This window comes from Maritalea mobilis (genome assembly GCF_004363175.1).
Classification (GTDB): domain Bacteria; phylum Pseudomonadota; class Alphaproteobacteria; order Rhizobiales; family Devosiaceae; genus Maritalea; species Maritalea mobilis.
In genome coordinates this window covers 697203-722366 of the sequence record NZ_SNYR01000002.1, presented here as the reverse complement: position 1 = coordinate 722366, position 25164 = coordinate 697203, and the positions used below count along the sequence as shown (strand labels likewise).

The 25164-nt window shown below is 51.6% G+C and carries 26 protein-coding genes and 1 other RNA gene; 17 read left to right on the top strand and 10 right to left on the bottom strand.

Annotation, left to right across the window (positions count from 1 at the left end; genetic code table 11):
- Window positions 1–28: 28 nt before the first annotated feature.
- From ATL17_RS11345 to ATL17_RS11330, 4 genes are read left to right on the top strand one after another with little or no spacing between them, the layout of a single operon-like run.
- Entirely contained in the window at window positions 29–1288 is a 1260-nt protein-coding gene (locus ATL17_RS11345) for a CpaE/TadZ family protein (protein WP_133572903.1), read from the top strand.
- Between the two features lie 30 nt (window positions 1289–1318).
- On the top strand, window positions 1319–2836 hold the full coding sequence (locus ATL17_RS11340; protein WP_133572902.1) for a TadA family conjugal transfer-associated ATPase: 1518 nt from the start codon (window positions 1319–1321) through the stop codon (window positions 2834–2836).
- A 3-nt stretch (window positions 2837–2839) separates the two neighbouring features.
- A complete protein-coding gene (locus tag ATL17_RS11335; RefSeq protein ID WP_133572901.1) occupies window positions 2840–3832 on the top strand; it encodes a type II secretion system F family protein in 993 nt (330 codons plus the stop codon).
- Between the two features lie 21 nt (window positions 3833–3853).
- Window positions 3854–4837, top strand: coding sequence for a type II secretion system F family protein (locus ATL17_RS11330; protein WP_133572900.1), 984 nt, complete (start codon window positions 3854–3856; stop codon window positions 4835–4837).
- Between the two features lie 86 nt (window positions 4838–4923).
- Here ATL17_RS11330 and ATL17_RS11325 read toward each other — a convergent pair whose 3' ends face one another.
- Entirely contained in the window at window positions 4924–5688 is a 765-nt protein-coding gene (locus ATL17_RS11325; RefSeq protein ID WP_166639006.1) for a tetratricopeptide repeat protein, read from the bottom strand.
- A 198-nt stretch (window positions 5689–5886) separates the two neighbouring features.
- Between ATL17_RS11325 and ATL17_RS11320 the strand changes: the two genes are divergently transcribed.
- Window positions 5887–7239 carry a leucyl aminopeptidase family protein gene (locus tag ATL17_RS11320; protein WP_133572898.1) on the top strand — a complete coding sequence of 451 codons (1353 nt, stop codon included), beginning with the start codon at window positions 5887–5889 and terminating at the stop codon, window positions 7237–7239.
- A 10-nt stretch (window positions 7240–7249) separates the two neighbouring features.
- Here ATL17_RS11320 and ATL17_RS11315 read toward each other — a convergent pair whose 3' ends face one another.
- Window positions 7250–8194, bottom strand: a complete 945-nt coding sequence (locus ATL17_RS11315) for a 2-hydroxyacid dehydrogenase (protein WP_133572897.1) — start codon at window positions 8192–8194, stop codon at window positions 7250–7252.
- Between the two features lie 89 nt (window positions 8195–8283).
- Window positions 8284–9045, bottom strand: coding sequence for a c-type cytochrome (locus ATL17_RS11310; RefSeq protein WP_133572896.1), 762 nt, complete (start codon window positions 9043–9045; stop codon window positions 8284–8286).
- A gap of 282 nt (window positions 9046–9327) precedes the next feature.
- Here ATL17_RS11310 and ATL17_RS11305 point away from each other — a divergent pair, with 282 nt between their 5' ends.
- The 5 genes from ATL17_RS11305 (at window position 9328) to recR (ending at window position 13125) form a co-directional block, all read left to right on the top strand.
- Complete coding sequence (locus ATL17_RS11305) at window positions 9328–10158, top strand: prephenate dehydratase (RefSeq protein WP_133572895.1); 831 nt, start codon at window positions 9328–9330, stop codon at window positions 10156–10158.
- Between the two features lie 69 nt (window positions 10159–10227).
- Window positions 10228–10323: signal recognition particle sRNA small type (gene ffs, locus ATL17_RS11300), an RNA gene on the top strand.
- A gap of 74 nt (window positions 10324–10397) precedes the next feature.
- Window positions 10398–12179: a DNA polymerase III subunit gamma/tau gene (locus tag ATL17_RS11295; RefSeq protein ID WP_342775943.1), complete on the top strand. Its 1782-nt coding sequence runs from the start codon at window positions 10398–10400 to the stop codon at window positions 12177–12179.
- Window positions 12176–12499 carry a YbaB/EbfC family nucleoid-associated protein gene (locus tag ATL17_RS11290; protein WP_133572893.1) on the top strand — a complete coding sequence of 108 codons (324 nt, stop codon included), beginning with the start codon at window positions 12176–12178 and terminating at the stop codon, window positions 12497–12499. The genes ATL17_RS11295 and ATL17_RS11290 overlap by 4 nt, the downstream gene beginning before the upstream one ends.
- A 17-nt stretch (window positions 12500–12516) precedes the next feature.
- Window positions 12517–13125: a recombination mediator RecR gene (gene recR, locus ATL17_RS11285; protein ID WP_133572892.1), complete on the top strand. Its 609-nt coding sequence runs from the start codon at window positions 12517–12519 to the stop codon at window positions 13123–13125.
- On the opposite strand, the gene ATL17_RS11280 is transcribed toward recR, so the two are convergent.
- A complete protein-coding gene (locus tag ATL17_RS11280) occupies window positions 13102–13731 on the bottom strand; it encodes a LysE family translocator (protein ID WP_133572891.1) in 630 nt (209 codons plus the stop codon). The genes recR and ATL17_RS11280 overlap by 24 nt on opposite strands.
- Window positions 13732–13801: 70 nt before the next feature.
- Window positions 13802–14242, bottom strand: coding sequence for an Lrp/AsnC family transcriptional regulator (locus ATL17_RS11275; protein WP_133572890.1), 441 nt, complete (start codon window positions 14240–14242; stop codon window positions 13802–13804).
- Window positions 14243–14393: 151 nt separating this feature from the next.
- Here ATL17_RS11275 and ATL17_RS11270 point away from each other — a divergent pair, with 151 nt between their 5' ends.
- On the top strand, window positions 14394–15467 hold the full coding sequence (locus tag ATL17_RS11270) for an ornithine cyclodeaminase (RefSeq protein ID WP_133572889.1): 1074 nt from the start codon (window positions 14394–14396) through the stop codon (window positions 15465–15467).
- Window positions 15468–15567: 100 nt separating this feature from the next.
- Window positions 15568–16833: a SulP family inorganic anion transporter gene (locus ATL17_RS11265; protein ID WP_133572888.1), complete on the top strand. Its 1266-nt coding sequence runs from the start codon at window positions 15568–15570 to the stop codon at window positions 16831–16833.
- Here the strand turns inward: ATL17_RS11265 and ATL17_RS11260 are convergent.
- Window positions 16823–17254: a hypothetical protein gene (locus ATL17_RS11260; RefSeq protein ID WP_133572887.1), complete on the bottom strand. Its 432-nt coding sequence runs from the start codon at window positions 17252–17254 to the stop codon at window positions 16823–16825. The two genes, ATL17_RS11265 and ATL17_RS11260, sit on opposite strands and share 11 nt — an antisense overlap.
- Before the next feature lie 129 nt (window positions 17255–17383).
- Here ATL17_RS11260 and ATL17_RS11255 point away from each other — a divergent pair, with 129 nt between their 5' ends.
- Window positions 17384–18397: an AraC family transcriptional regulator gene (locus tag ATL17_RS11255; RefSeq protein ID WP_133572886.1), complete on the top strand. Its 1014-nt coding sequence runs from the start codon at window positions 17384–17386 to the stop codon at window positions 18395–18397.
- Window positions 18398–18463: 66 nt separating this feature from the next.
- Here the strand turns inward: ATL17_RS11255 and ATL17_RS11250 are convergent, their stop codons facing one another.
- Complete coding sequence (locus ATL17_RS11250; protein ID WP_133572885.1) at window positions 18464–18946, bottom strand: pyridoxamine 5'-phosphate oxidase family protein; 483 nt, start codon at window positions 18944–18946, stop codon at window positions 18464–18466.
- A gap of 248 nt (window positions 18947–19194) precedes the next feature.
- On the opposite strand from ATL17_RS11250, the gene ATL17_RS11245 reads away from it, so the two are divergent.
- Window positions 19195–19965, top strand: a complete 771-nt coding sequence (locus tag ATL17_RS11245; RefSeq protein WP_133572884.1) for a hypothetical protein — start codon at window positions 19195–19197, stop codon at window positions 19963–19965.
- Between the two features lie 96 nt (window positions 19966–20061).
- Here the strand turns inward: ATL17_RS11245 and ATL17_RS11240 are convergent, their stop codons facing one another.
- Together ATL17_RS11240 and ATL17_RS11235 are read right to left on the bottom strand one after the other, a co-directional pair.
- Window positions 20062–20913 (bottom strand): SRPBCC family protein, encoded by an 852-nt coding sequence (locus tag ATL17_RS11240; RefSeq protein ID WP_208111190.1) that lies wholly within the window; start codon window positions 20911–20913, stop codon window positions 20062–20064.
- Window positions 20914–21045: 132 nt separating this feature from the next.
- Window positions 21046–22197 carry a DNA recombination protein RmuC gene (locus ATL17_RS11235; RefSeq protein ID WP_133572882.1) on the bottom strand — a complete coding sequence of 384 codons (1152 nt, stop codon included), beginning with the start codon at window positions 22195–22197 and terminating at the stop codon, window positions 21046–21048.
- Between the two features lie 176 nt (window positions 22198–22373).
- On the opposite strand from ATL17_RS11235, the gene def reads away from it, so the two are divergent.
- Genes def through truA form a run of 3 tightly spaced genes read left to right on the top strand, consistent with a single transcriptional unit; the run spans window position 22374 to window position 24569 of the window.
- Window positions 22374–22889 (top strand): peptide deformylase, encoded by a 516-nt coding sequence (gene def / locus ATL17_RS11230; protein ID WP_133572881.1) that lies wholly within the window; start codon window positions 22374–22376, stop codon window positions 22887–22889.
- Between the two features lies 1 nt (window position 22890).
- Entirely contained in the window at window positions 22891–23817 is a 927-nt protein-coding gene (gene fmt, locus ATL17_RS11225; RefSeq protein WP_133572880.1) for a methionyl-tRNA formyltransferase, read from the top strand.
- Window positions 23817–24569: a tRNA pseudouridine(38-40) synthase TruA gene (gene truA, locus ATL17_RS11220; RefSeq protein WP_133572879.1), complete on the top strand. Its 753-nt coding sequence runs from the start codon at window positions 23817–23819 to the stop codon at window positions 24567–24569. The genes fmt and truA overlap by 1 nt, the downstream gene beginning before the upstream one ends.
- Here the strand turns inward: truA and ATL17_RS11215 are convergent.
- A complete protein-coding gene (locus ATL17_RS11215; protein ID WP_133572878.1) occupies window positions 24558–25163 on the bottom strand; it encodes a hypothetical protein in 606 nt (201 codons plus the stop codon). The genes truA and ATL17_RS11215 overlap by 12 nt on opposite strands.
- Window position 25164: the final 1 nt, after the last annotated feature.

Here is a 25164-nt window from a genome sequence, read left to right as displayed (position 1 = left end):
AGCACTAAACGAGTTGGAAGTATAAATTATGTCAGATGATATTCGTCAGAATGTGAACGCCACATCGGATATTCCCTCTGGTGCGCGTTTGGTGCCACATATCACCATTCAGGCCTTTTGTGAGAATGCAATCACCGCCCAATCTGTGGAAAGCGCCATCAATGATCGGCGCATGCACAAGGTTGCTCTCACCACCCACAATGGTGGCATTGAAGCAGCGGTCGAAACTTACAAAATCAACCCGACCCCAAACTTGATCATCATTGAATCAAATTTGGCGGGCAATGATTTGCTGTCAGCACTCGATCGGTTGGCAGAAGTTTGCGACGCATCAACACGTGTTGTTGTGATCGGCAATGTGAATGATGTTGAACTCTATCGCCGCCTCATTCGCTATGGCGTTTCCGAATATATGGTCACGCCAGTGGAAACCCCTGCTTTGGTGGACACCATCACAGATTTGTTCGCCTCCGAAGGTGCAGAGCCGATTGGGCGCACCATTGCCTTTATCTCTGCAAAGGGCGGGGCAGGCTCATCCACAATCGCCCACAACACAGCTTGGTCTTTGAGCCAGCAGGTGCGGCGCGACGTGCTGATTATGGATATGGATTTGCCATTTGGCACAGCGGGCCTCAATTTCAATCAGGAACCGCCACACGGCATTGCAGATGCAGTGTTCTCCAATGATGATGTGGACGATGTGGTGATTGAACGCCTCATGTCCAAATGCGCCAACCATATCAATTTGTTGACCGCTCCGGCCAACCTCAATCGCGATTATGATTTCCATGAGCAGGCGTTCGAAAACATCATCGAGATCTGTCAGAAAAACATGCCACTTGTGGTGCTGGATTTACCACATGTGTGGAACGGTTGGGTGCGCCACACGCTTTCGACAGTTGATGAAGTTGTGGTGGTGGCCGAACCCGATTTGGCCAATTTGCGCAATGTAAAATTCATGATGGATACGCTCAAATCTTTGCGCATGTCAGAGGCGGAGCCAGTATTGTTGATGAACAAGGTTGGTGTGCCAAAACGGCCAGAATTGAGCACCTCCGAATTTGCAAACACCATTGAAGTCGACATTTTCGCCGAAGTTGCTTTTGAAGCTGGGCTTTTCGGTACGGCGGCCAACAATGGGCAAATGATCGCGGAAGTGAATGCCACGCACAAAATGAATGAGACATTCAATTCACTTGCGCGCCGGGTAAGCGGCAGAGACGCTTCAACCCATCAAGAGGCAAACGGCCTTTTGCCGGGCATTTTGAAAAAATTAAAGCTGGGATAACCCACGATTTAGCGTGAAGTAAGGTTAGTCATGTTTGGGAAACGCACAAGTTTTGGCGGAAATACAAATCAGCAACAGGCAAAGCCGCAGGCTCAGCCAAAGCCTGCTCCTGCGCCAGCCTCCAAGCCGATGGCGGAAAAGCCAAAAGCGCCGCCACAGGCTGCTGGCAAACCAAACCTGAAGCTGAACACGCCTAAAATTGGCAAGGAAGAAGTGGTTGATGTCGATAAGCCGGCAAAAGACCGGGGTGTCGATTCCGAATATTACAAAACCAAATCCTCCGTCTTCAACGCGCTGATTGACTCGATCGACTTGAGCCAATTGGCGACGATGGAGCAAGATTCCGCACGCGAAGAAATTCGCGACATTGTGTCAGAAATCATCACGTTGAAATCCATCGTAATGTCTATTTCTGAGCAGGAAGATTTGCTGGAAGACATCTGTAACGATGTGTTGGGCTATGGTCCGCTTGAGCCGCTTTTGGCGCGTGATGATATCGCGGATATCATGGTCAATGGCGCTGGCCGCACCTATATCGAGGTGGACGGCAAGGTGCGCCTCACCAATGTGCGCTTCCGCGATAATTCTCACTTGATGAATGTGTGCCAACGCATTGTGAGCCAGGTTGGCCGTCGTGTTGATGAATCAAGCCCGATATGTGACGCCCGTTTGCCTGACGGTTCTCGTGTGAACGTCATCGCGCCGCCACTCGCCATTGACGGCGCATCGCTCACCATTCGTAAGTTTAAAAAAGACAAGCTGACCCTCGACCAGTTGGTGAAGTTTGGCTCGATCTCGCCGGAAGGTGCTCGCGTGCTGCAAGTGCTTGGCCGTGTGCGTGCCAACATTCTGATTTCTGGTGGTACAGGTTCGGGTAAAACCACTTTGCTCAACTGTATGACGGGCTTTATCGAGCCGGATGAGCGGATCATCACCTGCGAAGATAGTGCGGAACTTCAACTGCAACAGCCACACGTTGTGCGGTTGGAAACACGTCCCCCCAACCTTGAAGGGGAAGGGGAGATCACCATGCGGGATTTGGTGAAAAACTGTTTGCGGATGCGTCCTGAGCGGATCATCGTGGGTGAGGTGCGTGGTCCTGAAGCATTTGACTTGCTGCAGGCCATGAACACAGGTCACGATGGCTCAATGGGCACTTTGCACGCCAACTCGCCGCGTGAAGCCCTCAGCCGTTTGGAATCTATGATCACCATGGGCGGTTATTCGCTGCCGTCGCGCACCATTCGCGAAATGATCGTGTCGTCAGTTGATGTGGTGGTGCAAGCAGCCCGTTTGCGCGATGGTTCGCGCCGGATCACCCACGTGTCTGAAGTGTTGGGCATGGAAGGTGACGTGATCGTAACGCAGGACGTGTTCCTCTACGACATTATCGGCGAAGATGCGAACAGCAACCTGATTGGTCGTCACCGCTCAACAGGCATCACCAAGCCGAAATTTGCTGAACGTGCGCGTTATTACAATGAAGAACTGAATCTGGTTGAAGCGCTTGAAGCCGCTGCAGTCAGCGATGATGAAATGAGAGGCTAGCCTATGTCACCGCTTCTTTTATTTTTGCTAACTGTGGTTGCCGTGGGGGCGTTGGGCTTTGCGCTCGTGCCGGGCATTGCTGGCGGCGGACGTGCTGGCAAGCGCATGAAGGCGCTCAAGCAATCTGATGGCCGCGTAAATGGGCGTCGCCAAAGCCGAGCTGATGTCGATGGCCGCAAAAGCCGCGACAAGCGCCGCAAGTCTTTGCAAGAAGTGCTTGATGAGCAAAATGAAGCGAATAAGAAGCGCAAAAAGCGCTCGCTGAAAAAGCGTCTTATCCAAGCGGGTATGAAGGGCAATGTTGCCGCGTTTTACCGGAATTCCGCCATTCTTGGCGTCGCCATCTTCATCTTCACCTGGTTTACGGGCGTGCCGCTTATGTTTGCCTTGGTGTTTGGCGCAGGTGGCTTTTATGTTTTGCCCCGTTGGTATGTGGCCCGCCGCACCAAAAAGTTCCGTTCGCAATTTTTGGATGAATTTCCAAACGCCATTGAAGCCATTGTGCGCGGCGTGAAGGCTGGTATGCCGATCAACGATTCCATGAAAGTGGTGGCAGCCGAAGCCAAAGAGCCAGTGCGCACAGAGTTTTTGCGCGTTGTTGAGCAGCAATCTGTCGGTAAAAATATCGGCGAAGCCATCCTGATTATGTTTGATCGGTTGCCCATTCCTGAAGTGAACTTCTTTGTGGTGGTGATCACGGTACAACAGCAATCAGGTGGTAACTTGTCTGAAGCATTGGGCAACTTGTCCACCGTATTGCGGAACCGCAAAAAGATGAAAGCCAAGGTGAAAGCCATGAGCTCTGAAGCCAAGGCGTCAGCAGGCATCATTGGCGCCTTGCCTTTCGTGGTGGCAGGCCTTGTGTCTTTGGTTAGCCCCACCTATTTGGGCCCACTCTTTTCAACACCTATCGGCAACATCTGGCTGGGTGTGGCTGGCCTGATGATGGGCATGGGCATTTTTGTGATGAACCGCATGGTTCAATTCGAATATTAAGCGCAACGCGAAAGTACGAATATGGAAAGCTTGGTCGAAACACTCACAGATCGTCAGTTCTTGGTAGCTGTGCTTGCTGCCATTTCAGCGGCTGCGATTGTGTTCACCTTTGGCGCCCAGTTCGCTGATGGCAAGGATATGAAAAGCCGTATCCGTAAGGTTGCTAGCGAACGCGAGCGCTTGCGGACTGATGAGCTTGCGCGCTTGCGGGGCGAAGACAAAAAAGCGGGCACCAATGCGCGCCGTAAAGATTTGATCCAGAAGGTCGTTGATAAGTTCTCGCTGAAAAAGGCTTTTGCTGATGAACAGACCGGGCTGAAATTGGCGCAAGCGGGCTATCGAGGCCCCAACGCGGTGATGACCTATGTGTTCTTGCGCTTTGTCATTCCCTTGGGCGTGTTCTTGTTTGCCCTGTTTTACATCAAGTTCATCTTCATGCCCGAAGGCATGTTGTTCTTGCAAATCGTATACGCTTTTGGCGCGGGTATTTTGTCGTCATATCTGCCGGTGATTTTGCTCACCAACCAGATTAAGAAGCGACAAGATTCCATCCGCCGCGCTTGGTCAGATTGTTTGGATCTGATGTTGCTCTGCGTGGAAAGCGGCATGTCGATTGAAGCGGCATTTCAAAAAGTGTCCAATGAAATTGTCAGCCAAAGCCCGGAGTTGGGCGAGGAAATGACCCTCACCACCGCCGAGCTGAACTTCTTGGAAAGCCGCGCAAAGGCTTATGAGAATATGGCGAAACGGATTAATTTGGACGAAGTAAAGTCGGTAATGACCGCGCTGATCCAGTCTGAACGTTATGGTACATCCGTGGGCACCTCGCTGCGTGTGATGGCGGAAGAGGGCCGGAACATGCGCATGATGGAAGCGGAGAAAAAGGCTGCTTCATTGCCGCCGAAGCTTACCGTGCCGCTTATTCTGTTTTTCTTGCCAGTTCTGTTTATCGTGATCATGTCACCTGCGATGATCACCGTTTTCTCAACACCTGGCCCCGCGTAAAACGGTAGTCAGAAGTTTGAATAAAAAAACACCCAATCGGAAAGCGCCGGTTGGGTGTTTTCGTTGATAGCGGTAAAAAGAAGCGCCTAGTTGGAGCTGCCTTTAATGCGGTCCCATTTGTTCTGCTGGGTCAGCAATGCGCGGATATAGGCCATATTGGCTTCAACATCTTCCGGCGGTAGCTCTCTGGCATAAATGCTACGTGCCCCATCAAACCGACCCTGTAGCCCAATCACAAGGGCAAGGTTTAACCGCACCTTGCGTGAGGCTTTCGGGAACGAGATCGCACGGCGAAGCGCTGCCTCTGCCTGATCCAACTGGTTGGACATGGCGAAAGACAAACCAAGATTGGCATAGAGTGATGGCTCATTCGGCGCAATCACCAGCGCTTGATTGTAAAGCGTACGGGCTTCCGCATTGCGGCCCATCTGGTCGAAAATAGCTCCCTTAACGCTCAAGGCGTTCCAATTGGGGCGTTCTGGCCGAATGGTCACATCCAGCACATTCAAGGCGCGATCAAATCGTCCATCTGCAGCCAGCGCCTTTGCGTAGGCGAGGGCCACGTCAAAATCGTTTTTATATTGCAGGCGCGCCTTTTCCAAAACGGAGACCGCTTGGCCAGTTTGGCCAACGGCGCGCAAAGCAGCCGCAAAATAAATTGCAGATTGTTTGTTGGGGCTCTTTTGATATTTCGCCCCCAAATCTTGCACGGCAGCGTGTTTGGCCGCATTGGACATGCCAGAAAAATCTGGCGTCGCAGTGCCACCGCCGCCAGCACCGCGGGGTGAAGCGCAAGCATTCAAGGCAATGGCGGCTACACCAGCAAGCGCCAATACTCTTAGTTTTTGCATTATGCTCTTTTGCCGATCCACCATGCTAACCTCTGCATAAATTGAGTGATGGGCACATTGCGCCATCCTCTTATGCAATAAATCATTAACCCTAATAGTCAGTTAAAATGCCGTGCGAATTGCGATCAGGAACAGGTTTGCATTGGGCAACATATCGCGCTAAATCTTGGTCAAACCAATTCAATCGAAAGCGAAAAAATGTCTGATTCAAAACCGATTATCGTCCATTGTCTTTGGCAGGATGAGGCGTTGCCAGATGGCTTGAATAAGCAGCAAAATGCTTGGGCCCAATCTCACAAATTTTCCGGCAAAAAAGGTGAATTGGTCGCGCTGCCACAAGAAGACGGCGCGGTTTCAGCATATCTGTTTGGCATGGGCGCACGCAAAGGCGCAGATCCTTTTGTCACCGGGTTGGCCGCAGCAGCGCTGCCTGAAGGTTCGTATGAACTGAAGGGCGATTTCGATAATGCGACGTTGGCCGCTACAGGATTCCGCTTGGGCGCCTATGATTTTGATAATTTCCGTAAATCCGCCAAAACTGTTTCGCTCAGCGCGCTTGAAGGTGCGGATGAAGCTGAAACCGATTTGTTGGTTGAAGCCGCCACGTTGGCTCGCGATTTGACCAATCGGCCCGCCAATGATTTGGGGCCGGAAACATATGAAAAAGAAATCCGCGCCTTCGCCGAAGGTCATGGCGCTAAAGTACGCTCAATCGTTGGTGATGATCTGCTGAAAGAAAATTTCCCGATGATCCACGCAGTGGGTCGCGCTTCCGCCGAAGCGCCGCGCTTGCTCGACTTTACATGGGGCGACGAAAGCGATCCAAAAATCACTTTGGTGGGCAAAGGCGTTGTGTTTGACACCGGTGGCTTGGACATTAAACCAGCGCCTTCCATGCTGTTGATGCGTAAAGATATGGGCGGCTCTGCCAACATTTTGGGCTTGGCCCATGCCATCATGAAAGCCAATTTGAAGGTGCGCTTGCGGGTGTTGATCCCCGTGGTAGAAAATGCCATTTCCGGCAACGCATTCCGCCCGGGCGACATTCTCAATTCACGCAATGGCATGACGGTTGAAATCGGCAACACAGATGCTGAAGGCCGCTTGGTGTTGGCTGATGCGCTGAGCTTGGCGGATGAAGAAAGCCCTGAAATGATCATCGACATGGCCACTTTGACTGGTGCTGCCCGCGTGGCGGTGGGCACCGATCTCGGCGCGCTCTATTCAACCGATGATGAATTGGCACAAGAATTTGTGGCCAAAGGTAAAGCCAATTCTGATGCATTGTGGCAAATGCCGCTATGGGATGAATATGACGCCATGCTCAAATCCACCATTGCGGATGTGAACCACATTTCAAACGGTCCCTTCGCGGGCTCCATCACCGCAGCCTTGTTCCTGCGCCGCTTTGTGAAAAACGCGAAAAGCTGGACCCATATGGACATTATGGCATGGTCGCCTACGGCGCGCCCAGGCAGGCCCATGGGCGCCACAGAGCAGGGGCAGCGCGCCGCCTATTTCATGCTGAAAGAACGCTACGGAAAAAAATAGGCGTTATCGCTTAATAGCCTTGAGCGGGGTCAACCACATGATCCAAGTGGCCATCCCGCTCATACTGGGCAATCTGCTTTGCCACCAAATTCACGCCCCCTTCAAATGAAGAAATAGCTGCAATATGTGGCGTGATGTAACAATTGTCCAAATCCCAGAGCGGGCTATCATTTGGCAAGGGCTCAGTTTTGAACACATCTAGGCTCGCTGCACCCAGAGTGCCATCCTGAAGGCAGGCAGCCACCTCTTCTTCATTCTGATGCCCACCGCGCGCGGCATTGATGATCACTGGACCATGCGGCAGCACAGAACGGCGCAGCTTTTCAAAAGTCGCACGACACAAAATGTCCTGCGTATCTGGCGTTAAGGGCAGCAAATTCACCAATATGTCGGTGTTGGCCAAAAAAGTGTCAAACTCGTTGGCGCCTGCATAAGTCGTCACATTCTCAATTTGCTTTTTGCTGCGGCTCCAGCCGTTCACCTGATAGCCAAGTGAGGCCAGTTTGTTCACGGCATCAGTGCCGAGCTGGCCAAGGCCCATCACCCCAACATGTATGTCGGTCGCTGGCGCGGGGTAATATTGGGTCCAATAATGTTTGCGCTGCTCAAATCGATAATGGGTCAGCTCGCGGTGGTGCATGCTCACATTAGCCACCACATAATCACTCATGCATTGCGTCAGCGTTTCGTCCACAAAGCGGGTGATCGGCACATCTTTTGGCAAATGGGGATGCTTCAATATAGGGTCAACGCCCGCGCCGAGCGAGAAAATCACCTCAAGATTTTCCAACCCATCAAACACATCATCGCGGGGTTTCCACACATATAGATATTTGATCTCTTTCGGATCAAAGGCATCGGCGGAGGTCACAACCTTTTGGTCTGGCATCTTCGCCCGAAACGCATCTGCCCACTCATTCTCATCAATGTTGCCCAAATGCACTAAAAGCGTCATGCCACGCCTCCAAATCTGTTGTGAAATAAAAAAAAGACCGCACCCTTATGGCACGGTCTTTTCAATGCATTCAAGCGTTTACAGGCAGCTTAGTTGCTTGTGTCTTCGCTTGTTGTTTCTTCTGCGGCTGGCGCCTCTTCTTCGGTTGCAGCAGGTGCTTCCTCAACTGGGGTAGCTTCCTCTTCAACAGGGGCAGCCTCTTCAGTTGCAGGCGCTGCTTCTTCAGAAGTGGTTTCTTCTGTCATTTCTTCGGTTGAAGTCGCGTCAGCATTCACATCTTCTTCATCAACCACTGCAGCTTCTTCAGCAGCAGGGAATGGAACAGGATTAGCATCCAATGTTTGCAAATAAGCCAACAAGTCAGCGCGATCAGTTTCTTTTCTCAAGCCAGCAAAGCTCATCTTGGTGCCAGCGGCAAAGCCTTTTGGATCTTCCAAGAATGCGTTCAACGCTTCGTAAGTCCAAACTTGGCCTTCAGCGCCTTTGGCGGCCAAATCGTCTGAATAGGTGAAGCCTTCATGCGCGCCGATGGTGCGGCCAACAATGCCGTAAAGCCCTGGGCCAACTTTGTTTGCGCCACCTTCTTCAAAGCTGTGACAAGCGGAACATTTTTTAACAACGTCCATGCCGTCTTCAGCAGAGGCTGCAACAAGCAGATCAGCCAATGGCACAGTTTCTTCTTCCACTTCAGCTACAGCAGCGCCGCCTTCTTCAGGCTCTTCCAATGTGTAGCCGCCGCCAGCGCCAGCATCAGTGTGGTAGATCGCCTCTGACAAAAAGCCAACGGCAAATACAAACACTAGGGTGCCCAAAGCAGCCCCAAAAAATTTTTCCAGATCAATCCGATTCATTGTTCAGCTTTCTCCGCGTCGCTTCCCCGCCAGCGACATATTCCGCCTGAGCCCATCTTTACGGTGAAAAGAGGACTAAATTGATTCTGCACGCCATCATAAACGTGCTTTTGCGCGCGGACCTTATCCATAAGCCGCTTTTTGCGCAACTCCCTTATGGCTTTCTGCGACATTTCGCATGATATTTTCTCAAATTTCCAGCAATAATCGCCACTCAATTGACTTCATGAATAAAAAAAATGAATAGTGCGCGGCGAAAAAACAAAAATTGAGGAAAAATCGATGCTTAAAGTGGCGTTTCAAGGTGAGTTGGGGGCTTTCGGACATGCAGCGGTGCGCGCTACATTTCCAAACGAACAAGAATTCCCTTGCACCACATTTGAGCAAACGGTTGCCGCGGTGCAAAATGGTGATGCCGATTATGCCATGGTGCCCGTGGAAAACTCCCTTTATGGCCGCATCACAGATATCCACCATTTGCTGCCCGAAAGCGGGTTGAAAATCATTGGCGAATATTTCCATCGCGTGAATATGAATTTGCTAGGGGTAAAAGGTGCAACTCTTGAGGACATCAAGGAAGTGCAAAGCCTTTCCGTTGCCCTTGGCCAGTGCCGGAAATTCATCAAAGATCATAATTTGATCCCTGTGAACTCGGTTGATACCGCCGGATCAGCCCGCGAAGTTGCGGAACGCGGCGACAAAAGTCGCGCTGCCATCGCGTCAAAATTGGCTGGCGAAATCTATGGGTTAGATTTGATCGCCAGCGATATTGAAGATGAAGACCATAACACCACGCGCTTTTTGATTATGTCGCGCGAGATGATTGAAGTGGATCCATCCAAACATAAGGTGAAGACCACCTTTGTGTTCCGCGTGCGCAACGTGGCGGCTGCGCTTTATAAAGCCATGGGCGGGTTTGCCACCAACGGCATCAACATGACCAAGCTGGAAAGCTACATGGTGGATGGCAGCTTCACGGCTACTCAGTTTTACGCCGATATTGAAGGCCACCCAGATGATCCAGGCGTGCAGGACGCCTTTGAGGAACTGGCTTTCTTCACCCATCATATTGATATTTTGGGCGTCTACCCGGCGGCAGAAAAGAGCGAATAGGGCGTTTGCGCTGAAAACTTTTGGCGCACCCCCTTGCACTTTAAAGCAAAGTGCATGATATAGGGCGTCGGGAGATTGGCGCGGACGAACCGCTCGCCAATCGGGTCAGGTCCGGAAGGAAGCAGCCCTAACGAGTTAGGAACGGGTCGTTGCCAGTCTCCTTTATATCTTTGCCCAAATATTTTGCGCCCCACCTCAGAATCGGTGTCAAATAGGCGTTAAATATCGAACGCACATCTATCAGGCAGGCAGAGTTGGCAGATCAAAATTCCTCATATGTAGTGCTCGCGCGTAAATATCGCCCAGAGAGCTTTGAGACCTTTATTGGTCAAGAGGCTATGGTGCAGACGTTGAAAAACGCGTTTGAGGCCAACCGGATCGCCCATGCCTTTATGCTCACTGGCGTGCGCGGGGTGGGTAAAACCACCACAGCGCGTATTCTTGCTCGTGCTCTCAATTTTGAAGATGATAATGGCCAACGCCCCAATCTCGAGTTGGCGGAAGAAGGCAAGCATTGCCGCGCGATCATTGAAAGCCGCCATGTTGATGTGGTGGAAATGGATGCGGCGTCGCATACGGGTATTGATGATATTCGCGAGATTATCGACAGTGTGCGCTATGGCCCTGTGTCCGCGCCATATAAAGTCTTTATCATCGACGAAGTGCACATGCTCTCCAAGGCAGCGTTCAACGGCTTGTTGAAAACGTTGGAAGAGCCGCCCCCATATGTGAAGTTTATCTTCGCCACCACCGAAATCCGCAAGGTGCCTGTCACCATTCTGTCGCGCTGTCAGCGGTTTGATTTGCGGCGCGTGGAAAGCGGCACGCTCAACACCTATTTGTCCGGCATTTTGGAACAAGAAGGTATTGCCTTCCAGCCGGACGCGTTGCAAATGATCATTCGCGCAGGCGAAGGTTCGGTGCGCGACAGCCTGTCTTTGCTGGACCAAGCCATTGCCCATGCGGGCGGCGAAATTGGCACAGAAACCGTCAAGCAAATGCTGGGTTTGGCCGACCGGGCTTTGATTTTGGATTTGTTTGAAACGCTCATGCGCGGCGATATGGCCGATGCATTGGAGCAAATGCGCCATCAATATGATGCAGGGGCAGACCCGCAAACCATCATTTCTGATCTGGCGACGGTGACCCATTTGGTCACCCGCTTAAAAGTTGTGCCCAGCGCGACGGACGATCCGGCGCTCACACCTGATGAAAAGCAGCGTGGCCGCGAAATGGCGCAAAAGCTGAGCGTTAAAGTACTGTCGCGGGCGTGGCAAATTCTCAATAAAGGCATTGCTGAGATCAATCACAGCCATGATGCGCTGCAGGCTGCTGAAATGGTGCTGATCCGTTTAGGTTACGCGTCAGACCTACCCTCACCGGATGAGTTGATCAAGAAAATTCAATCTAACCCGCAAGCTGCTGCGGCACCGCAGCATAGCGGCGGGGGCGGTGGTGAAGCACCACGGGCGATGGCAAATGGTGGTGGCATAAACGCCATCGGCCAAAAGGCACCAATGGCCTCGCGCGAGCAAAGTCCTTTGCGCGCCATGGCCACCAATCCAGATCCAACGCCAGCCGCTGTGCAGGAGCCGAAATTGGAGGTCAAATCCTATGAGGAATTGATCCAATTGGCTGGCGAAAACCGCGAATTGGTGCTTAAACATTCGCTTGAAGCGCACGCCAGTCCGGTTTCTTTCGCCAATGGCCGTATCGAATTGGCGCTGACCGACGAAGCAGACCACACATTCGTGCCGCTATTATCTGCCAAACTGCGTGAATGGACCAACCAGACTTGGATGGTGTCGGTCGCGCGGGAAAAGGCGGAAGATACGATTGCCGCCCAGCGCCAGCGCGCGCGTGATGCGCGGCAGAAAAAAGCTGAACAAATTCCTGAAGTGAAGGCCGTTTTGGACGCTTTTCCCGGCGCCAAATTGGTCAATATTCGCTCGTTAATTGATGAAGACCAGCCAGAAGATTGGCTGGATATCGAACTAGATAATGAAGAAGGTGACCAATGAAAGACATCATGGGCATGATGAAAAAAGCGCAAGAAATGCAGGCACGCATGGGCGAAATGCAGGCCGAGCTTGAGGCGCTTGAAGTTGTGGGCACAGCGGGCGGCGACGCCGTGCAAATCACATTGACCGGTAAAGGCGAAATGCGTGGCGTGAAAATCGACCCGAGCCTTCTTAAGGCGGATGAAGCCGAAATCGTAGAAGATTTGATCATCGCTGCCCACGCCGATGCGAAGCAAAAATCAGAGACTTTGGCACAGGAGAAAATGAAGGAAGTCACCGCTGGCTTGCCAATTCCTCCTGGCATGAAGATGCCGTTCTAAGCCAAGGACAATCTAAAATGTCCGGGCGCTCTGGCGGGCCAGAAATCGATCAGCTTATCCAATTGTTGGCGCGACTGCCGGGCCTTGGCCCGCGGTCAGCGCGCCGTGCTGTGCTGCACCTCATCAAGAAAAAAGAAACTTTGATGGTGCCCTTGGCCAGCGCATTAGATCGTGCTGTCGATAGCGTGATGACTTGCCAAAACTGCGGCAATGTCGACACCATTTCGCCTTGCCATATCTGTACTGATCCGAAGCGCATCGCCTCGGGCCTGCTGATCGTGGTGGAAGATGTGGCAGACCTTTGGGCGCTGGAACGGGCGGGCATTGGCGCCGCACTGTACCATGTGCTTGGCGGCACATTATCGCCGCTTGATGGCGTTGGACCAGAGGATTTGAACATCAACAGCTTAGTGCAACGAGTGGAAACTGGCGATATTTCCGAAATTGTGTTGGCGGTGAACGCCACGGTAGATGGACAAACTACCGCTCACTACATCACCGATCAATTGCAATCATTCGGCGTAAAAATTTCGCGACTGGCGCATGGCGTGCCCGTGGGCGGCGAGCTTGACTATTTGGACGAGGGCACCTTGGCCCAAGCGCTAAAGGCCCGCACTAACTTTTAGATTTTCAGCAAGCATCCAAATCCCCACCGCACCAAGCATTGTTCCGAAAATCCGATTGATCATGGTTTGGTTTTCCGGCTTGCGAAATCTTTTGATCAATTGATCTCCGGCAAACGCCCAGATCAAAAACGCGACCAGATTATTTGCCGTGAACAAAATGGCGATCAACACAACGCCAATAGTCGGCGCATTGGGGGCGAGCTGTTCCGGCGCGAACTGGGTAAACATAAGCACCATGATCAAATAGGCCTTGGGGTTGAGCAATAACAACATGGCCCCATCGGTAATGCTCGCGTTTTTCGACATATTTTCAAGCGTAGATAGCTTAGTGGGTGCCATAAAAAACTTAACCGCGAGATAGAGCACATAGAGGCTACCAATCACCCCCAGCAACTGCGCGAGTTGAGGCACGCTATAGAGCGCTTTTAGCAGGCCAAAGCCCACCAAAATGGTCACCGCCAATGTCGCGAAATGATAGCCGATCATCGCGGGCCGGATCGATCCAAAGCCGGTTCGCGCCGCCAATGCCGCAAAAAACAAATTGCCGGGGCCTGGCGAATAGGCAAGCGGAAACAGAAATATAATTAGCGCAATCAGCTCAATCATCGGACATCCTTTTTGATCAGGATGCGGCCGCATGTGAAAATTATCGACCCGATTTTTACTGGTTTTTGCGTTAAACCGAACTCAGCAAGATGCTGGTTTCACTGTTCAAAATATTGTCGATCATCCGCACTTCGCGCAGCACTCGGTCAAACTCTGGCAAGTTCGAGGCTTGGATTTCCACCACCAGATCCCACGCCCCGTTGGTGGAGTGGATATGATGCACTTCAGGCATGCCGCGCAGCTTCTTGATCACGTCGCTTGTGGTCTTGCCCACCACCTCCACCATCATGATCGCCCGCACCATATCGTGCCCATAATCTTCCCGCACCCGCACGGTGAAGCCAAGCAGTGCGCCAACTTCTGTCAGGCGGTCTAATCTATTTTGCACCGTACCGCGCGAAACCCCCAAAATATTGGCCAATTTCGCCAGTGATGCGCGCCCATCGCGGCGCAAAAGGCCAATCAATTCGCGGTCCAACGCGTCATACACATAATGGGGATTCTCAGCCATTTTTGCTCCGGGTGTAAAAGTGCACAATCAAGCTATACAATTTTATCAATATGACTGGCAAGAATTATAAATTATTGCCATTTTTTTTGACCGAACCATTGCGTACAATTTCGCTCAACTCAATAAAGCTTTGAATGACGAGGGATATTCAATGGCCAAATTCCACCGCGACACACTCAATCTGGTGCCGTTTGTCAGCGTCGACAATATGATGAAATTGATCCTGCATATTGGCGTTGAAGAAACCATGGCAGGCATTGCAGAAGCGATTGAAGAAGACTTTGTCCGTTGGGAGTTGTTCGATAAAACCCCACGCGTGGCCTCCCACTCCGCGGAGGGCGTGATTGAGCTGATGCCCACCAGCGACGGTGAGGTTTATGGCTTTAAATATGTGAATGGCCACCCTAAAAACACCAAAGATGGCATGCAGACGGTTACGGCGTTTGGCCTGCTGGCCGATGTAGCGAATGGCTATCCTGTGCTGTTGTCTGAAATGACCATTCTCACCGCCTTGCGCACCGCTGCCATGTCTGCGGTTGCTGCAAAATATCTCGCGCCGAAAAATGCAAAGACCATGGCAATCATCGGCAATGGCGCCCAGTGTGAGTTCCAAGCTTTAGCCTTCCGCAAAATCTGCGGCATCGAAAATGTCCGCTTGTATGACACGGACCCGAAGGCCACAGAAAAAGCCATGTTCAATCTGCAAAATAGCGGCTTGAACCTTACTTCGTGCAGCACGGGTGAAGATTGCGTGGCCGGGGCCGATATCATCACCACCTGCACCGCAGATAAGCAATATGCCACCATCTTGACCGATAATATGGTCGGCTCTGGCTTGCACATCAATGCCATCGGCGGCGATTGTCCGGGCAAGACCGAGCTGCATAAGGACATTCTTTATCGCTCAGAAATCTTCACCGAATTTACCCCGCAAACCCGCATTGAGGGCGAAATTCAACAATTGCCAGAAGATTATGAAGTCACCGAATTGTGGGAGGTCATGTCCGGCAAAAAGGATGGCCGCAAGTCCGACGGGCAAATCACACTGTTTGATAGCGTAGGCTTTGCCGTCGAAGACTTCTCCGCCCTTCGCTATATCTATCAGGCGATCCAAGGCACCCAATTCTATGAAGATTTGGACATGCTGGCCGATCCAGACGATCCGCGCGATCTTTACGGCATGGTGCAACGCGCCGCCAAGCAGAATATGACAGCAGCGGAATAACAAAATAGCCTCGGTTCGCCGGGGCTTTTCTTTGCGCCATTTCGGCGCGACCAAAAGAAAATTCATGACAGTCGCTTAACTGGCGATATATGATTTACCCATGCGACTCCCAAAAATTCTCACCACGATTCAAACCTATAGCTGGCCGCTTTTTCTTGCTGATCTGATCGCAGGCATCACAGTTGCCATGGTGGCACTGCCGCTCAGCTTGGCCATCGCCATCGCCTCGGGCGCAACACCAGAAAAAGGCATCGTCACCGCAATTGTTGCGGGCTTCTTGATTTCACTGTTTGGCGGCAGCCGGGTTCAGATTGGCGGGCCAACAGGGGCTTTTATTGTGGTGGTGTTCGGTGTCATCGCCGAACACGGATATGATGGTTTGGTGCTGGCCACCTTTATGGCAGGCATCATCTTGTTGATCGCCGGATATTTCCGAGCAGGCAATCTCATCGCCTTTGTGCCGGAAGCGGTGGTGGCCGGGTTCACCATTGGCATCGGCATCATCATTGGCACCAGCCAGCTCAACAGTTTCTTCGGCCTGTCCTTGGCAGAAGTCCCGGCAGAATTCTTCGAAAAAGTACACGCTTTCTGGGATGCCCGCGACACGATGAGTTTAGTCACCTTGGCCATTGCCTTGGTCACTTTGGTGATGATTGTCGCCCTGCGCCGCATGGCACCCAAATTTCCCGGCCTTATTGTGGCTGTTGGTATTGGCTCGCTCGCCGTTTTTGCCTTTGCTCTGCCTGTCAGCACACTCGGGTCGCAATTTGGCGAACTGCCCAGCAGCTTGCCCATGCCACAACTGCCCGCGCTTTCATTGGAGCGTATGGTGGAGCTGCTCCCTTCGGCTTTTATCATCGCCTTTCTCGCAGGCGTGGAATCGCTATTGTCTGCCATGGTGGCGGACAAAATGATCGAAGGCCATCATCGCCCAAATGCGGAGCTAACGGCGCAAGGCATCGCCAATATCGGTTCGGCCTTGTTCACCGGGCTGCCGGCAACAGGGGCCATTGCCCGCACGGCAACCAACATCAAAGCAGGCGGCAAAACGCCCGTGGCCGGATTGGTGCACGCTGTCACCATTCTGATCGTTATGTTGCTGGCCGCGCCACTCGCTGGTTATTTGGCCATGCCCGCCCTGGCCGCATTGTTGATGGTCACCGCATGGAACATGATGGAAGTGGACAAATGGGGTGAATATGCCCGAGGCAAAAAGAGCGACCTGTTCCTCTTATTGCTCACACTGGTCCTCACCGTCGCCGTTGACTTAACGGTCGCCATCGGCGTTGGCGTTATCATCGGCTTGGCGCTAAATCTAAACCGACAAAAATCAATCCAAAGCGATTGGCGACCACCTAATCGCTGAAGAACGGCGATCCGCTGCGCTTTGTCCACCATGGGTCTAAAGCGTTTGAATAGCGGGTAATGGCATAGCGCCAAGGCACAATAAACACGAAGGGCACCACAAAGGCGCAGGCAAACAAAACCTCCATTGTTGCTTCGTCCATTGTGCCCGTTTGCCAACGCGGCAGCGCAACAAACAGAACCCAAATCAGTTTCCAGCCCAATTCAAACCAAAGTAGCGGCAACATAAAGATCGGCGCGAATAATCCCAGTATAGAGAGCACAGCCAGCGCACTCAGCATGGCAGTAACAACGCCATCCATCAGCGGCATGTTCACCACAGGCCCAAACAGGTCGGGCACAATTTGTATCGACAGGCCAACCAGCAGCAACAAATAACATCCGCGCAACAAATGAAGGCGCAATAGGGAAGGGCTATTCATGTCTTATGTCCTTCTTGCAATTCGCATCTGGAATAATGATCTTGTGGAGATGGATTTGTAGCTCGGCATCAAAATATGTCCATGATCCAAAGTTGCTTGATATTTGATTTTTTGTAACAGGAGATAAGTTTGGCCCATTCTACGGTATCAGCTGGCTTGGCAGCGGGGCTTCTGGCCTATGCCCAGTCGCGCGGCACTGATGCGGCAAACTTGCGGGCCAAAGTGGGCCTTACTGATAAGGACTTGATTGATCCAGATGCGCGGGTGTCTTTGCGGCAATATCTTGCCTTGATACATCACGCGCAAATCGCAACCAAAGATCCTGCTTTTGCGCTGCATTGGGGGGAAGATGTGGGCATGGCTGACATCTCAATCCTCGGACTGATTATGAATGCAGCACCAACCATGGGGATTGCTTTCCAGCAATTGCAGCGCTATGGGCGGCTGGCGATGGAAATCAATGATCCAACGGGAAGTCCACGCTTTGAACTGTATCAACAGGACGACCGCCTATTTATGGTCTATGAAGGCACCACTGTTCAAAATGTGCCTGAATTGGTGGAAAACGCATTTGTGCGTCTCACCTGTGGCCCAAGGCAATTCCTCACCGCGCCACATATTTTGTCCGTATATTTTACGCACGCCGCACCGTCTTATCAGCACGAATATGAGCGCATTTTTGAGTGCCCTGTGCATTTCGATGCAAAATGGAATGCCATGGAGCTACACCCCGAAGTTGCGTCATGGACTGTAGCGCAAAGCCCGGAATATATGTCCAAACTTCTTCAAGAAAAGGCCGAGCAACTTCTGTCAAACATGTCGGCGCAACAAAGCGTACGCGGTCAAGTTGAACAGGCGCTTCTGCCGCTATTGCATTTGGGCAATCCCGGCGCTGATCAGGTTGCAGCACAATTGGGCATGAGCCGCCAAACGCTATTCCGATATTTAAAAAACGAGGGCACGGCCTATCGTCAGGTGCTTGAGGATTTACGTCACACCAGCGCAATATCTCATCTGAAAAGTCAGACATTAAGTATCGGCGAAATCGCCTATCTTCTTGGGTTCTCTGACCTTGCCGCCTTTTCCCGCGCCTTTAAGCGTTGGACAGGTCAAAGCCCGCGCGATTTTCGGCAAAATCTCTAAGTCAAATCAGAGGCGCCGCCGTGCACCCGAAGGCACAGGCGGCGCAAACAAGCGCTTCACATCTAGCTAAGCCGCGTGTTTAAAACTTAACGTTGCACGTTGACCAACATCCGGCTCTTCATCGGTGATATTGGCTTTGATGGTTTCAAACAAAAACACCGCGCCGCTTTCCGTGCTCAGCCAAATTTCGCCCTCACGTGGGACAAACTTCACCAGCACCAAATCATGGTCCTGCTTGCCTTCGTCAAACCAAGCCGAAGCAACAATGCTCCAAATCTGGTCTAGCTTGCCCTTATCATCCGAAACGCTCAGTTCGCCATTCACATAACCGTGCAACCCAGAACTATTATCTGCCATCGCAAATCGAATGTCCTTGCGCGCGGCGGCTGCCTCAGCAGCGTCAGTGCCCTTGGCCGTGATAAACCAAATCGCCCCATCATCATCCTGCGTCAGGTTCGGCGTCATCGGAAACAACCGCCCCTCCACATCCATCAACCCAGCCTTAACATCGGCCAACCGCTTCCAAAATTCTTTCTCAAAATCAGTCATAATTCCAAGCTCCTTCTGTTGCCAAGAGCAACGAATGGGGAGGGGGGAAGGTTCCTTGATTTTGTGGGGAATTGTGAGCGGTCAAAAAGGCGTTACCAATTGGAATATGAATTGAGACGCCAAGGGAGATGCCAGTAGTGGCTGCGAGTGAAACGCCAAATGTACCGATGCCAGTTGAAGAGTAACATTCGTCTTGCAATGCGCAGAATGGTGAGGCACTTTATGAAAATATTTTTTGAAAGTATTTTATGACTTTAGCGAACAAAATGACACTCGTTGCGGTGCAATTAGTCGGTTTATTTTTCTCTGGCTATCTCGTCTTGGTGACATACACTAATCAGAAACAAGTTGAAGAAAACTTGCAGGAATTTGCAATTGCCGAAGTCGAACGGGCGGTAGAAATAGCATTGCCAAGTTATAGTGATCAGATGAGTAGTGAAAGCCGAACAGAACGTTTGGGAGCGCTCTCACGTCAATTCGGTTTGGATGCAGATGCCATTGACTTGACGCGCAGGCATTTGGTTTCCGCCCTTCTTGCAAACGCATTATCTGCTGAATGTAAAGAAAATTGTGAATTTTGGGTTGCTGCGTCTGCAATGGCTAACAACTCAATGATTAAACGGATTGCAGAGTTGCGAGTTGGACAAAGAACCATTCAAGAGTTCCTTCTTGAGCGATATGAAACTTCCGTAATTGGGTTGCAAACCGACTTACGTCGTTTTGGGCTGGTCAATGTTATCGCCCTCACTCTTATGATCGGTCTTGTTGTTTTTCGAGGTTTGTCTAATTGGCGTTTTGCAACTTTCTCGATTGTCGTTACTGGCTATGTAGCATGGGCAACTTATGACTATGTGTTTGGGCAAAACTGGGCACTTTCCATCCTTTTACAGGACTGGGCAGCGCCGGGCTATAAAGTGGGCATGATTATTTTTTCTTGCCTTTGCTTTGATTGGTTATTTTTACGAGGTACGGTAACTCAAACCATTGCCAATATCATAGGTTCAGCTCTGCCAGCTTGAAGTAGAAGATTCAGCGGAAGCTGGCGCCACCATTGCTTGCAATTAGCTCCATGGTGCAATCGACAAACTCCACCCTAAGTGCATTAATCTAATATCCTACAAGTATCCCGCCTCCACCCGATTTCTAACCAGCTCTAAAATCGCAAGATGGAAGTCCTCGAAAAAGAAATGGTGCCAAAATTTGGCGTAGGGGCCTAGTTTGGAGTTGTCATATGTTTTTGTGGTGAGCGTGAGCCTTGTTTTGCCACCCAAATCTTCAAGTTGATAGCCGCCGGAAATGATGTCGAAATAACGGCCGCCAACTTTGATATGTTGGTCTTCAATGCCCTCTCTCACCCAGCCTTCAGGAAACTCAAAGTCCCAACTTATTTTTCGATCCTGTTCAAATTGGGTGATGACCTCCCTGAAATGAACACCATCGCCCCAATGGGAGTACCTAACGGTGCCCACGGCACTTTCGCGCCAAACCGCATGGGTTGGTTTAGGAACGCCCAGCCAATGCACGGGGCGCGTGGTGATCTCCTCCGGCTCAATGTCAGGAATGTCTTTTAGCATGGCAAACACAGTAGCTGGCGGCGCATCAATCTCGATTGAATTGGAAATTGTGTAATATTCAGCAGGAAACGAAATCATGCTTACTGTGGCTACAGCAAGAACCGGTGCCACGATGGCTTTGAGATGGCTTTGCCCGTAATTCTGCCAGCGCCTTATTGTCAAATAGATCACGCCACCGAGCAATGTGCCCATCAAAATGGGCACGGCGGCCATTGTCACGCAGATCACCCCTTCAAGCCCAGAAAACAAAGAGGCAAGCAAGCTGGCGAGTGCTATGCCAATGATCCAAAGGATACTTTTTCCAAAGCCCCACATTTTGCCAGTGGGCCGAAAGTGCAGGATCACAGCGCCAGCCACAATGGGATAGCCCACTAGAAATGTAAAACTGACCATTTCAATGTTAATTGCAAGGCCAACAATGTATAAGGCCAGCAGCCCGGAAATGAGAGCTATTGCGGGGAGTAAAGTGTGAAATAGTCTCTGCGCAAAAAAATACATTAAAAATTATGGGTGAAATTTTGGTCGCTACCCATCCCCCTCAAGCATCACTTTGGTTTCTTCAAATTCCAACTGCTCAATCCGTTCGCCGCGTTTTGTCACTTTGCCAGTGGAAATCAAAATCTGTTCCACATCACGGTTCGCCTGTTGGAAATGGGTTTGCAGCTTATGCACTCGATCAGAAAGTCGGCCAACATCGGCCAGCAAATTTGTGACTTCTGACTGGATTATATGGGCTTGCTCGCGCATTTTTACATCGCGAAGCAGGGCTTGGATCACTTGGATCGACAGCATCAAAAGCGACGGTGACACAATCACCACGCGCATCCGCAAAGCTTTCTGTACCAAATCGTCAAACTGCTCGTGAATATCTGCAAAAATCGCCTCTGAGGGCACGAACATAAAGGCCGTGTCTTGGGTTTCTCCGGCAATCAGATATTTCTCTGAAATGTCCTTCATATGTTTGGTCATATCTGTGCGGAATTGCGCCATGGCGTTTTTCAATTGCTGCGGCTCCGGTGCGTCTTTAATGCGCTGCCAGCTTTCCAGCGGAAACTTCGCATCGATCACCAAGTCCGGCGCCTCATTGGGCATCAGCACCAAACAGTCAGGCCGCGAATTGTTCGAAAGGGTTGCCTGAAACTGGAACGAACTGGCGGGCAACCCGTCAGATATGATCGCTTCCATCCGCCCTTGGCCAAACGCACCGCGGGATTGCTTGTTGGCCAGAATATCACGCAGCGACACCACTTCGGTCGAAAGCTGAGAAATGTTGGCCTGCGCTCGGTCAATCACCGCCAAACGTTCGTTCAGCTTGGCGAGGCTTTCCTCTGTTTTCGAACGGGTTTCGCTCACCGTTTGCCCCATGCGATGGCTGGCGCTGTCAATCCGGTCCGTCAGCACTTTCGCAAGGTCCGAGGTGCGGCTGCCAAAAATCTCTGACATGGTGTGCATGCGCCCGGTCATTTCACTTTGCACACGCATCAAGTCGGCCAGATGCCGTTCCATTTCATGGTTGCGTTCGGCAATGCGCGCCGCCTCAAGCGCGCGCTGTTGTCCGGCGCGCCAGCTGCCAACCAGCGCCACAATGGCCAAAAGCAGCAACAGGCCAACGCCGATTAAGGTGAGTTCAAGTGCTGTGAAATCATGCCCAAAGGCATTAAAAAGTACATCATCCATAAGAAGAACATATCGTGATTCGTGCGCCCATGCCGCGATAAAGAAGCGGTGGCATTGCCGCAGTCATGATCGTGCCTATATCTAAGGGTAACAGGCACGTAATCTGCCGAATTTCTTGACCCGAACTAGGAATAGGCCTATCCAAGCAGCCAAACTTGAACCAAGAGAATTAGACCATGACCATCCGCCCCATTTTGCATATCCCAAACGATGTTTTGCGCCAGGTCGCCAAGCCGGTTGACGCGGTGAACGACGAGATCAAAACACTGATCAAAGATATGTTTGAAACCATGTATGACGCGCCGGGCGTTGGCCTTGCTGCGCCGCAAATTGGTGAGCTGCATCGGGTGATCGTGATGGACCCGGCGAAAGAAGATGATGAGCCAAACCCTATCGCCATGGTCAATCCGGAAATTACATGGTCGTCAGAAGAAACGTGGGTCTATCAGGAAGGCTGCTTGTCGATCCCTGAATATTATGAAGATGTGGAACGCCCTGTGAAAGTGCGTGTGAAATATCTTGATGAGAAGGGCGCTGAACAAGAGCTGGAAGCAGAAGAGCTTTTAGCTACCATCGTGCAGCACGAGATCGACCATTTGGATGGCAAATTGTTCATCGATTATCTGTCGCGCCTGAAGCGTGATCGTGTCACCAAGAAATTCCAGAAAATCGCCAAACGCGCAGCGGGGTAATATGCGGGTCATCTTTATGGGCACGCCAGAGATTGCCGTGCCAACTTTGAGCGAAATTATTGGCCGTGGTCATGATGTGGTGGCCGTGTACACCCAGCCGCCGCGCCCAGCAGGCCGCGGTAAAAAGGACCGGAAATCGCCGGTGCATGAATTGGCTGAAGGCTTTGGGCTGGAGGTGCGCACACCGCTCAACTTCAAAGACCCTGCTGAGGTGGAAGCATTCCAAGCACTCGACGCCGATGTTGCTGTTGTATTGGCCTATGGCCTGCTGCTGCCGAAGGCGATTTTGGACGCACCGGAAAAAGGCTGCCTCAATCTACATGGTTCATTGCTGCCCCGTTGGCGTGGCGCGGCCCCGATCCAGCGGGCCATCATGGCGGGTGACACGCAAACCGGCATTATGGTCATGCGAATGGATGAAGGGCTGGACACGGGCGATGTGGGCCTGATCGATGAAATCCCCATCAGTGCCAATATGACCGCTGGCGAATTGCATGATGAAATGATGATCCGTGGTGCGGATATGATGGGCCGTGCCCTATCAGCTTTAGAGCGTGATAGTTTGCACTTCACCCCTCAATCCAGCGAAGGCGTAACCTACGCCAAAAAGATCGACAAAAAAGAAGCTCGGATCGATTGGACCCAACCAGCGGAGACAGTGCACAACCAAATTCGTGGCCTGTCGCCATTCCCCGGCGCTTGGTTTGAAATCGAGATCAACGACAAACCTGTCCGCGTCAAAATCATCAAAGCCGCCTTGACTGAAGGCAGCGGCGAGCCAGGAACAGTGCTGGATGATGAGATGCGTATCGCTTGCGGATCGGGTGCTATTTTGCCGCTCACAGTGCAACGCGAAGGCAAAGGCGCGATGGATGTGGAAACATTTTTGCGCGGTCCCGGTTCACTTAAGGGCAAGGTGGCGCGCTAGTGCCCCGCTATAAGCTCACGGTTGAATATTTCGGCACGCCCTATCATGGCTGGCAATCTCAGTTAGATGGCATGGGCGTGCAAGATGCTGTTGAAAAGGCAATCGAAAAATTCTCTGGCGAGCGGGTAAAGGTGCAGGCCGCAGGCCGCACAGATTCTGGCGTTCATGCCACAGGGCAGGTCATCCATTTAGACCTTTCCAAAGAGTGGGATCCTTACCGTATTTCTGAGGCGATGAACCATCACCTCAAACCGCATCCAATCGTCATCACCGCTTATGAAGCGGTGCCTGATAGTTTTGAAGCGCGCTTTTCCGCCTTGGCGCGGCATTATGAATTTATCATTCTCAACCGCAAAGCCCGGCCAGCCATTATGCGCAACCGCGTTTGGCATGTGCCGCACGATCTTGACGCAGCAAAAATGCATGAAGCCGCCCAATTGATTTTGGGCAAGCATGATTTCACCACCTTCCGGGCGTCTCTATGTCAGGCAAACTCGCCCATCCGATCGCTTGATCGGTTGGACGTGGAACGGCGCGGCGACATGATTCATATCTTCGCCTCCGCCCGTAGTTTTTTGCACAATCAAGTGCGCTCCATGGTGGGCTCTTTGGTGGAGGTAGGGCGTGACCGTTGGACGCCAGCAGATTTCCGCGCAGCATTGGATGCAGCCGATCGTTCAGCGTGCGGCCCTGTGTCGCCGCCAGACGGGCTATATCTGATCGGTGTAGATTATCCGTCTCTAGACGCCTGACGGTTGCGTTTGCTGCTGCATGTCCAAGAATGTACTTGGATCAATGCCCGCAGCCGCGAACATGATGTTCACTGAAATCATTGCCGCAATCAGCACCGCCATAATGGTCGCCACAAAAAAGATGATGGTTTGCGGCACCGTAAAGCCCAAAATGATCCGCGATGTGCGCCAAAACACAATGATCGTCAAAATCACAATGATGAAATAGCCAACCGTAGCAAGCAGGTGGAAAATAAAGATCGCCACAATGATCAGGGTGAAAAAGAAGCTCGCCCAGTTATTGACCACCATATAGGGCAACATGCGCTCGCGCTGGCCCACAATGCTCAAAAAGCCATAGGCTACGATAAATGGCGTGGCATAGAGAATTGTATAGCTGACCAAATTGGCCCATGCAGGCACATCAAAGCCATCGGGCGAGGGGCCGGAAAATAGCTCTTGCAGAAACAGGCCGATAAACACGGCGATAAAGCTGCCCACCAGCCCCGCTTGGCTGAAATTGAAATAGCCGAGCTTGTCCTGTTCCCCACGGATCAGCGAAAAGATGCCTTTGGCCGCATCAATCATTTCTTCAAAGTAGGGACGGTTATTCATA

Excerpts from the sequence above, each read along its gene's own strand:
- ATL17_RS11280 (WP_133572891.1), bottom strand. The coding sequence starts at position 13,731 with ATGATTGAGCTGATTGCGCTAATTATATTTCTGTTTCCGCTTGCCTAT.
- ATL17_RS11260 (WP_133572887.1), bottom strand. The coding sequence starts at position 17,254 with ATGAATAGCCCTTCCCTATTGCGCCTTCATTTGTTGCGCGGATGTTAT.
- ATL17_RS11320 (WP_133572898.1), top strand. The coding sequence starts at position 5,887 with ATGTCTGATTCAAAACCGATTATCGTCCATTGTCTTTGGCAGGATGAG.
- ATL17_RS11340 (WP_133572902.1), top strand. The coding sequence starts at position 1,319 with ATGTTTGGGAAACGCACAAGTTTTGGCGGAAATACAAATCAGCAACAG.
- ATL17_RS11275 (WP_133572890.1), bottom strand. The coding sequence starts at position 14,242 with ATGGCTGAGAATCCCCATTATGTGTATGACGCGTTGGACCGCGAATTG.
- ATL17_RS11250 (WP_133572885.1), bottom strand. The coding sequence starts at position 18,946 with ATGACTGATTTTGAGAAAGAATTTTGGAAGCGGTTGGCCGATGTTAAG.
- ATL17_RS11240 (WP_208111190.1), bottom strand. The coding sequence starts at position 20,913 with ATGGTCAGTTTTACATTTCTAGTGGGCTATCCCATTGTGGCTGGCGCT.
- ATL17_RS11310 (WP_133572896.1), bottom strand. The coding sequence starts at position 9,045 with ATGAATCGGATTGATCTGGAAAAATTTTTTGGGGCTGCTTTGGGCACC.
- recR (WP_133572892.1), top strand. The coding sequence starts at position 12,517 with ATGTCCGGGCGCTCTGGCGGGCCAGAAATCGATCAGCTTATCCAATTG.
- ATL17_RS11290 (WP_133572893.1), top strand. The coding sequence starts at position 12,176 with ATGAAAGACATCATGGGCATGATGAAAAAAGCGCAAGAAATGCAGGCA.
- ATL17_RS11270 (WP_133572889.1), top strand. The coding sequence starts at position 14,394 with ATGGCCAAATTCCACCGCGACACACTCAATCTGGTGCCGTTTGTCAGC.
- fmt (WP_133572880.1), top strand. The coding sequence starts at position 22,891 with ATGCGGGTCATCTTTATGGGCACGCCAGAGATTGCCGTGCCAACTTTG.
- ATL17_RS11215 (WP_133572878.1), bottom strand. The coding sequence starts at position 25,163 with ATGAATAACCGTCCCTACTTTGAAGAAATGATTGATGCGGCCAAAGGC.
- ATL17_RS11235 (WP_133572882.1), bottom strand. The coding sequence starts at position 22,197 with ATGGATGATGTACTTTTTAATGCCTTTGGGCATGATTTCACAGCACTT.
- ATL17_RS11265 (WP_133572888.1), top strand. The coding sequence starts at position 15,568 with ATGCGACTCCCAAAAATTCTCACCACGATTCAAACCTATAGCTGGCCG.
- ATL17_RS11345 (WP_133572903.1), top strand. The coding sequence starts at position 29 with ATGTCAGATGATATTCGTCAGAATGTGAACGCCACATCGGATATTCCC.
- ATL17_RS11325 (WP_166639006.1), bottom strand. The coding sequence starts at position 5,688 with ATGCAAAAACTAAGAGTATTGGCGCTTGCTGGTGTAGCCGCCATTGCC.
- ATL17_RS11330 (WP_133572900.1), top strand. The coding sequence starts at position 3,854 with ATGGAAAGCTTGGTCGAAACACTCACAGATCGTCAGTTCTTGGTAGCT.
- def (WP_133572881.1), top strand. The coding sequence starts at position 22,374 with ATGACCATCCGCCCCATTTTGCATATCCCAAACGATGTTTTGCGCCAG.
- ATL17_RS11315 (WP_133572897.1), bottom strand. The coding sequence starts at position 8,194 with ATGACGCTTTTAGTGCATTTGGGCAACATTGATGAGAATGAGTGGGCA.
- ATL17_RS11245 (WP_133572884.1), top strand. The coding sequence starts at position 19,195 with ATGACTTTAGCGAACAAAATGACACTCGTTGCGGTGCAATTAGTCGGT.
- ATL17_RS11305 (WP_133572895.1), top strand. The coding sequence starts at position 9,328 with ATGCTTAAAGTGGCGTTTCAAGGTGAGTTGGGGGCTTTCGGACATGCA.
- ATL17_RS11335 (WP_133572901.1), top strand. The coding sequence starts at position 2,840 with ATGTCACCGCTTCTTTTATTTTTGCTAACTGTGGTTGCCGTGGGGGCG.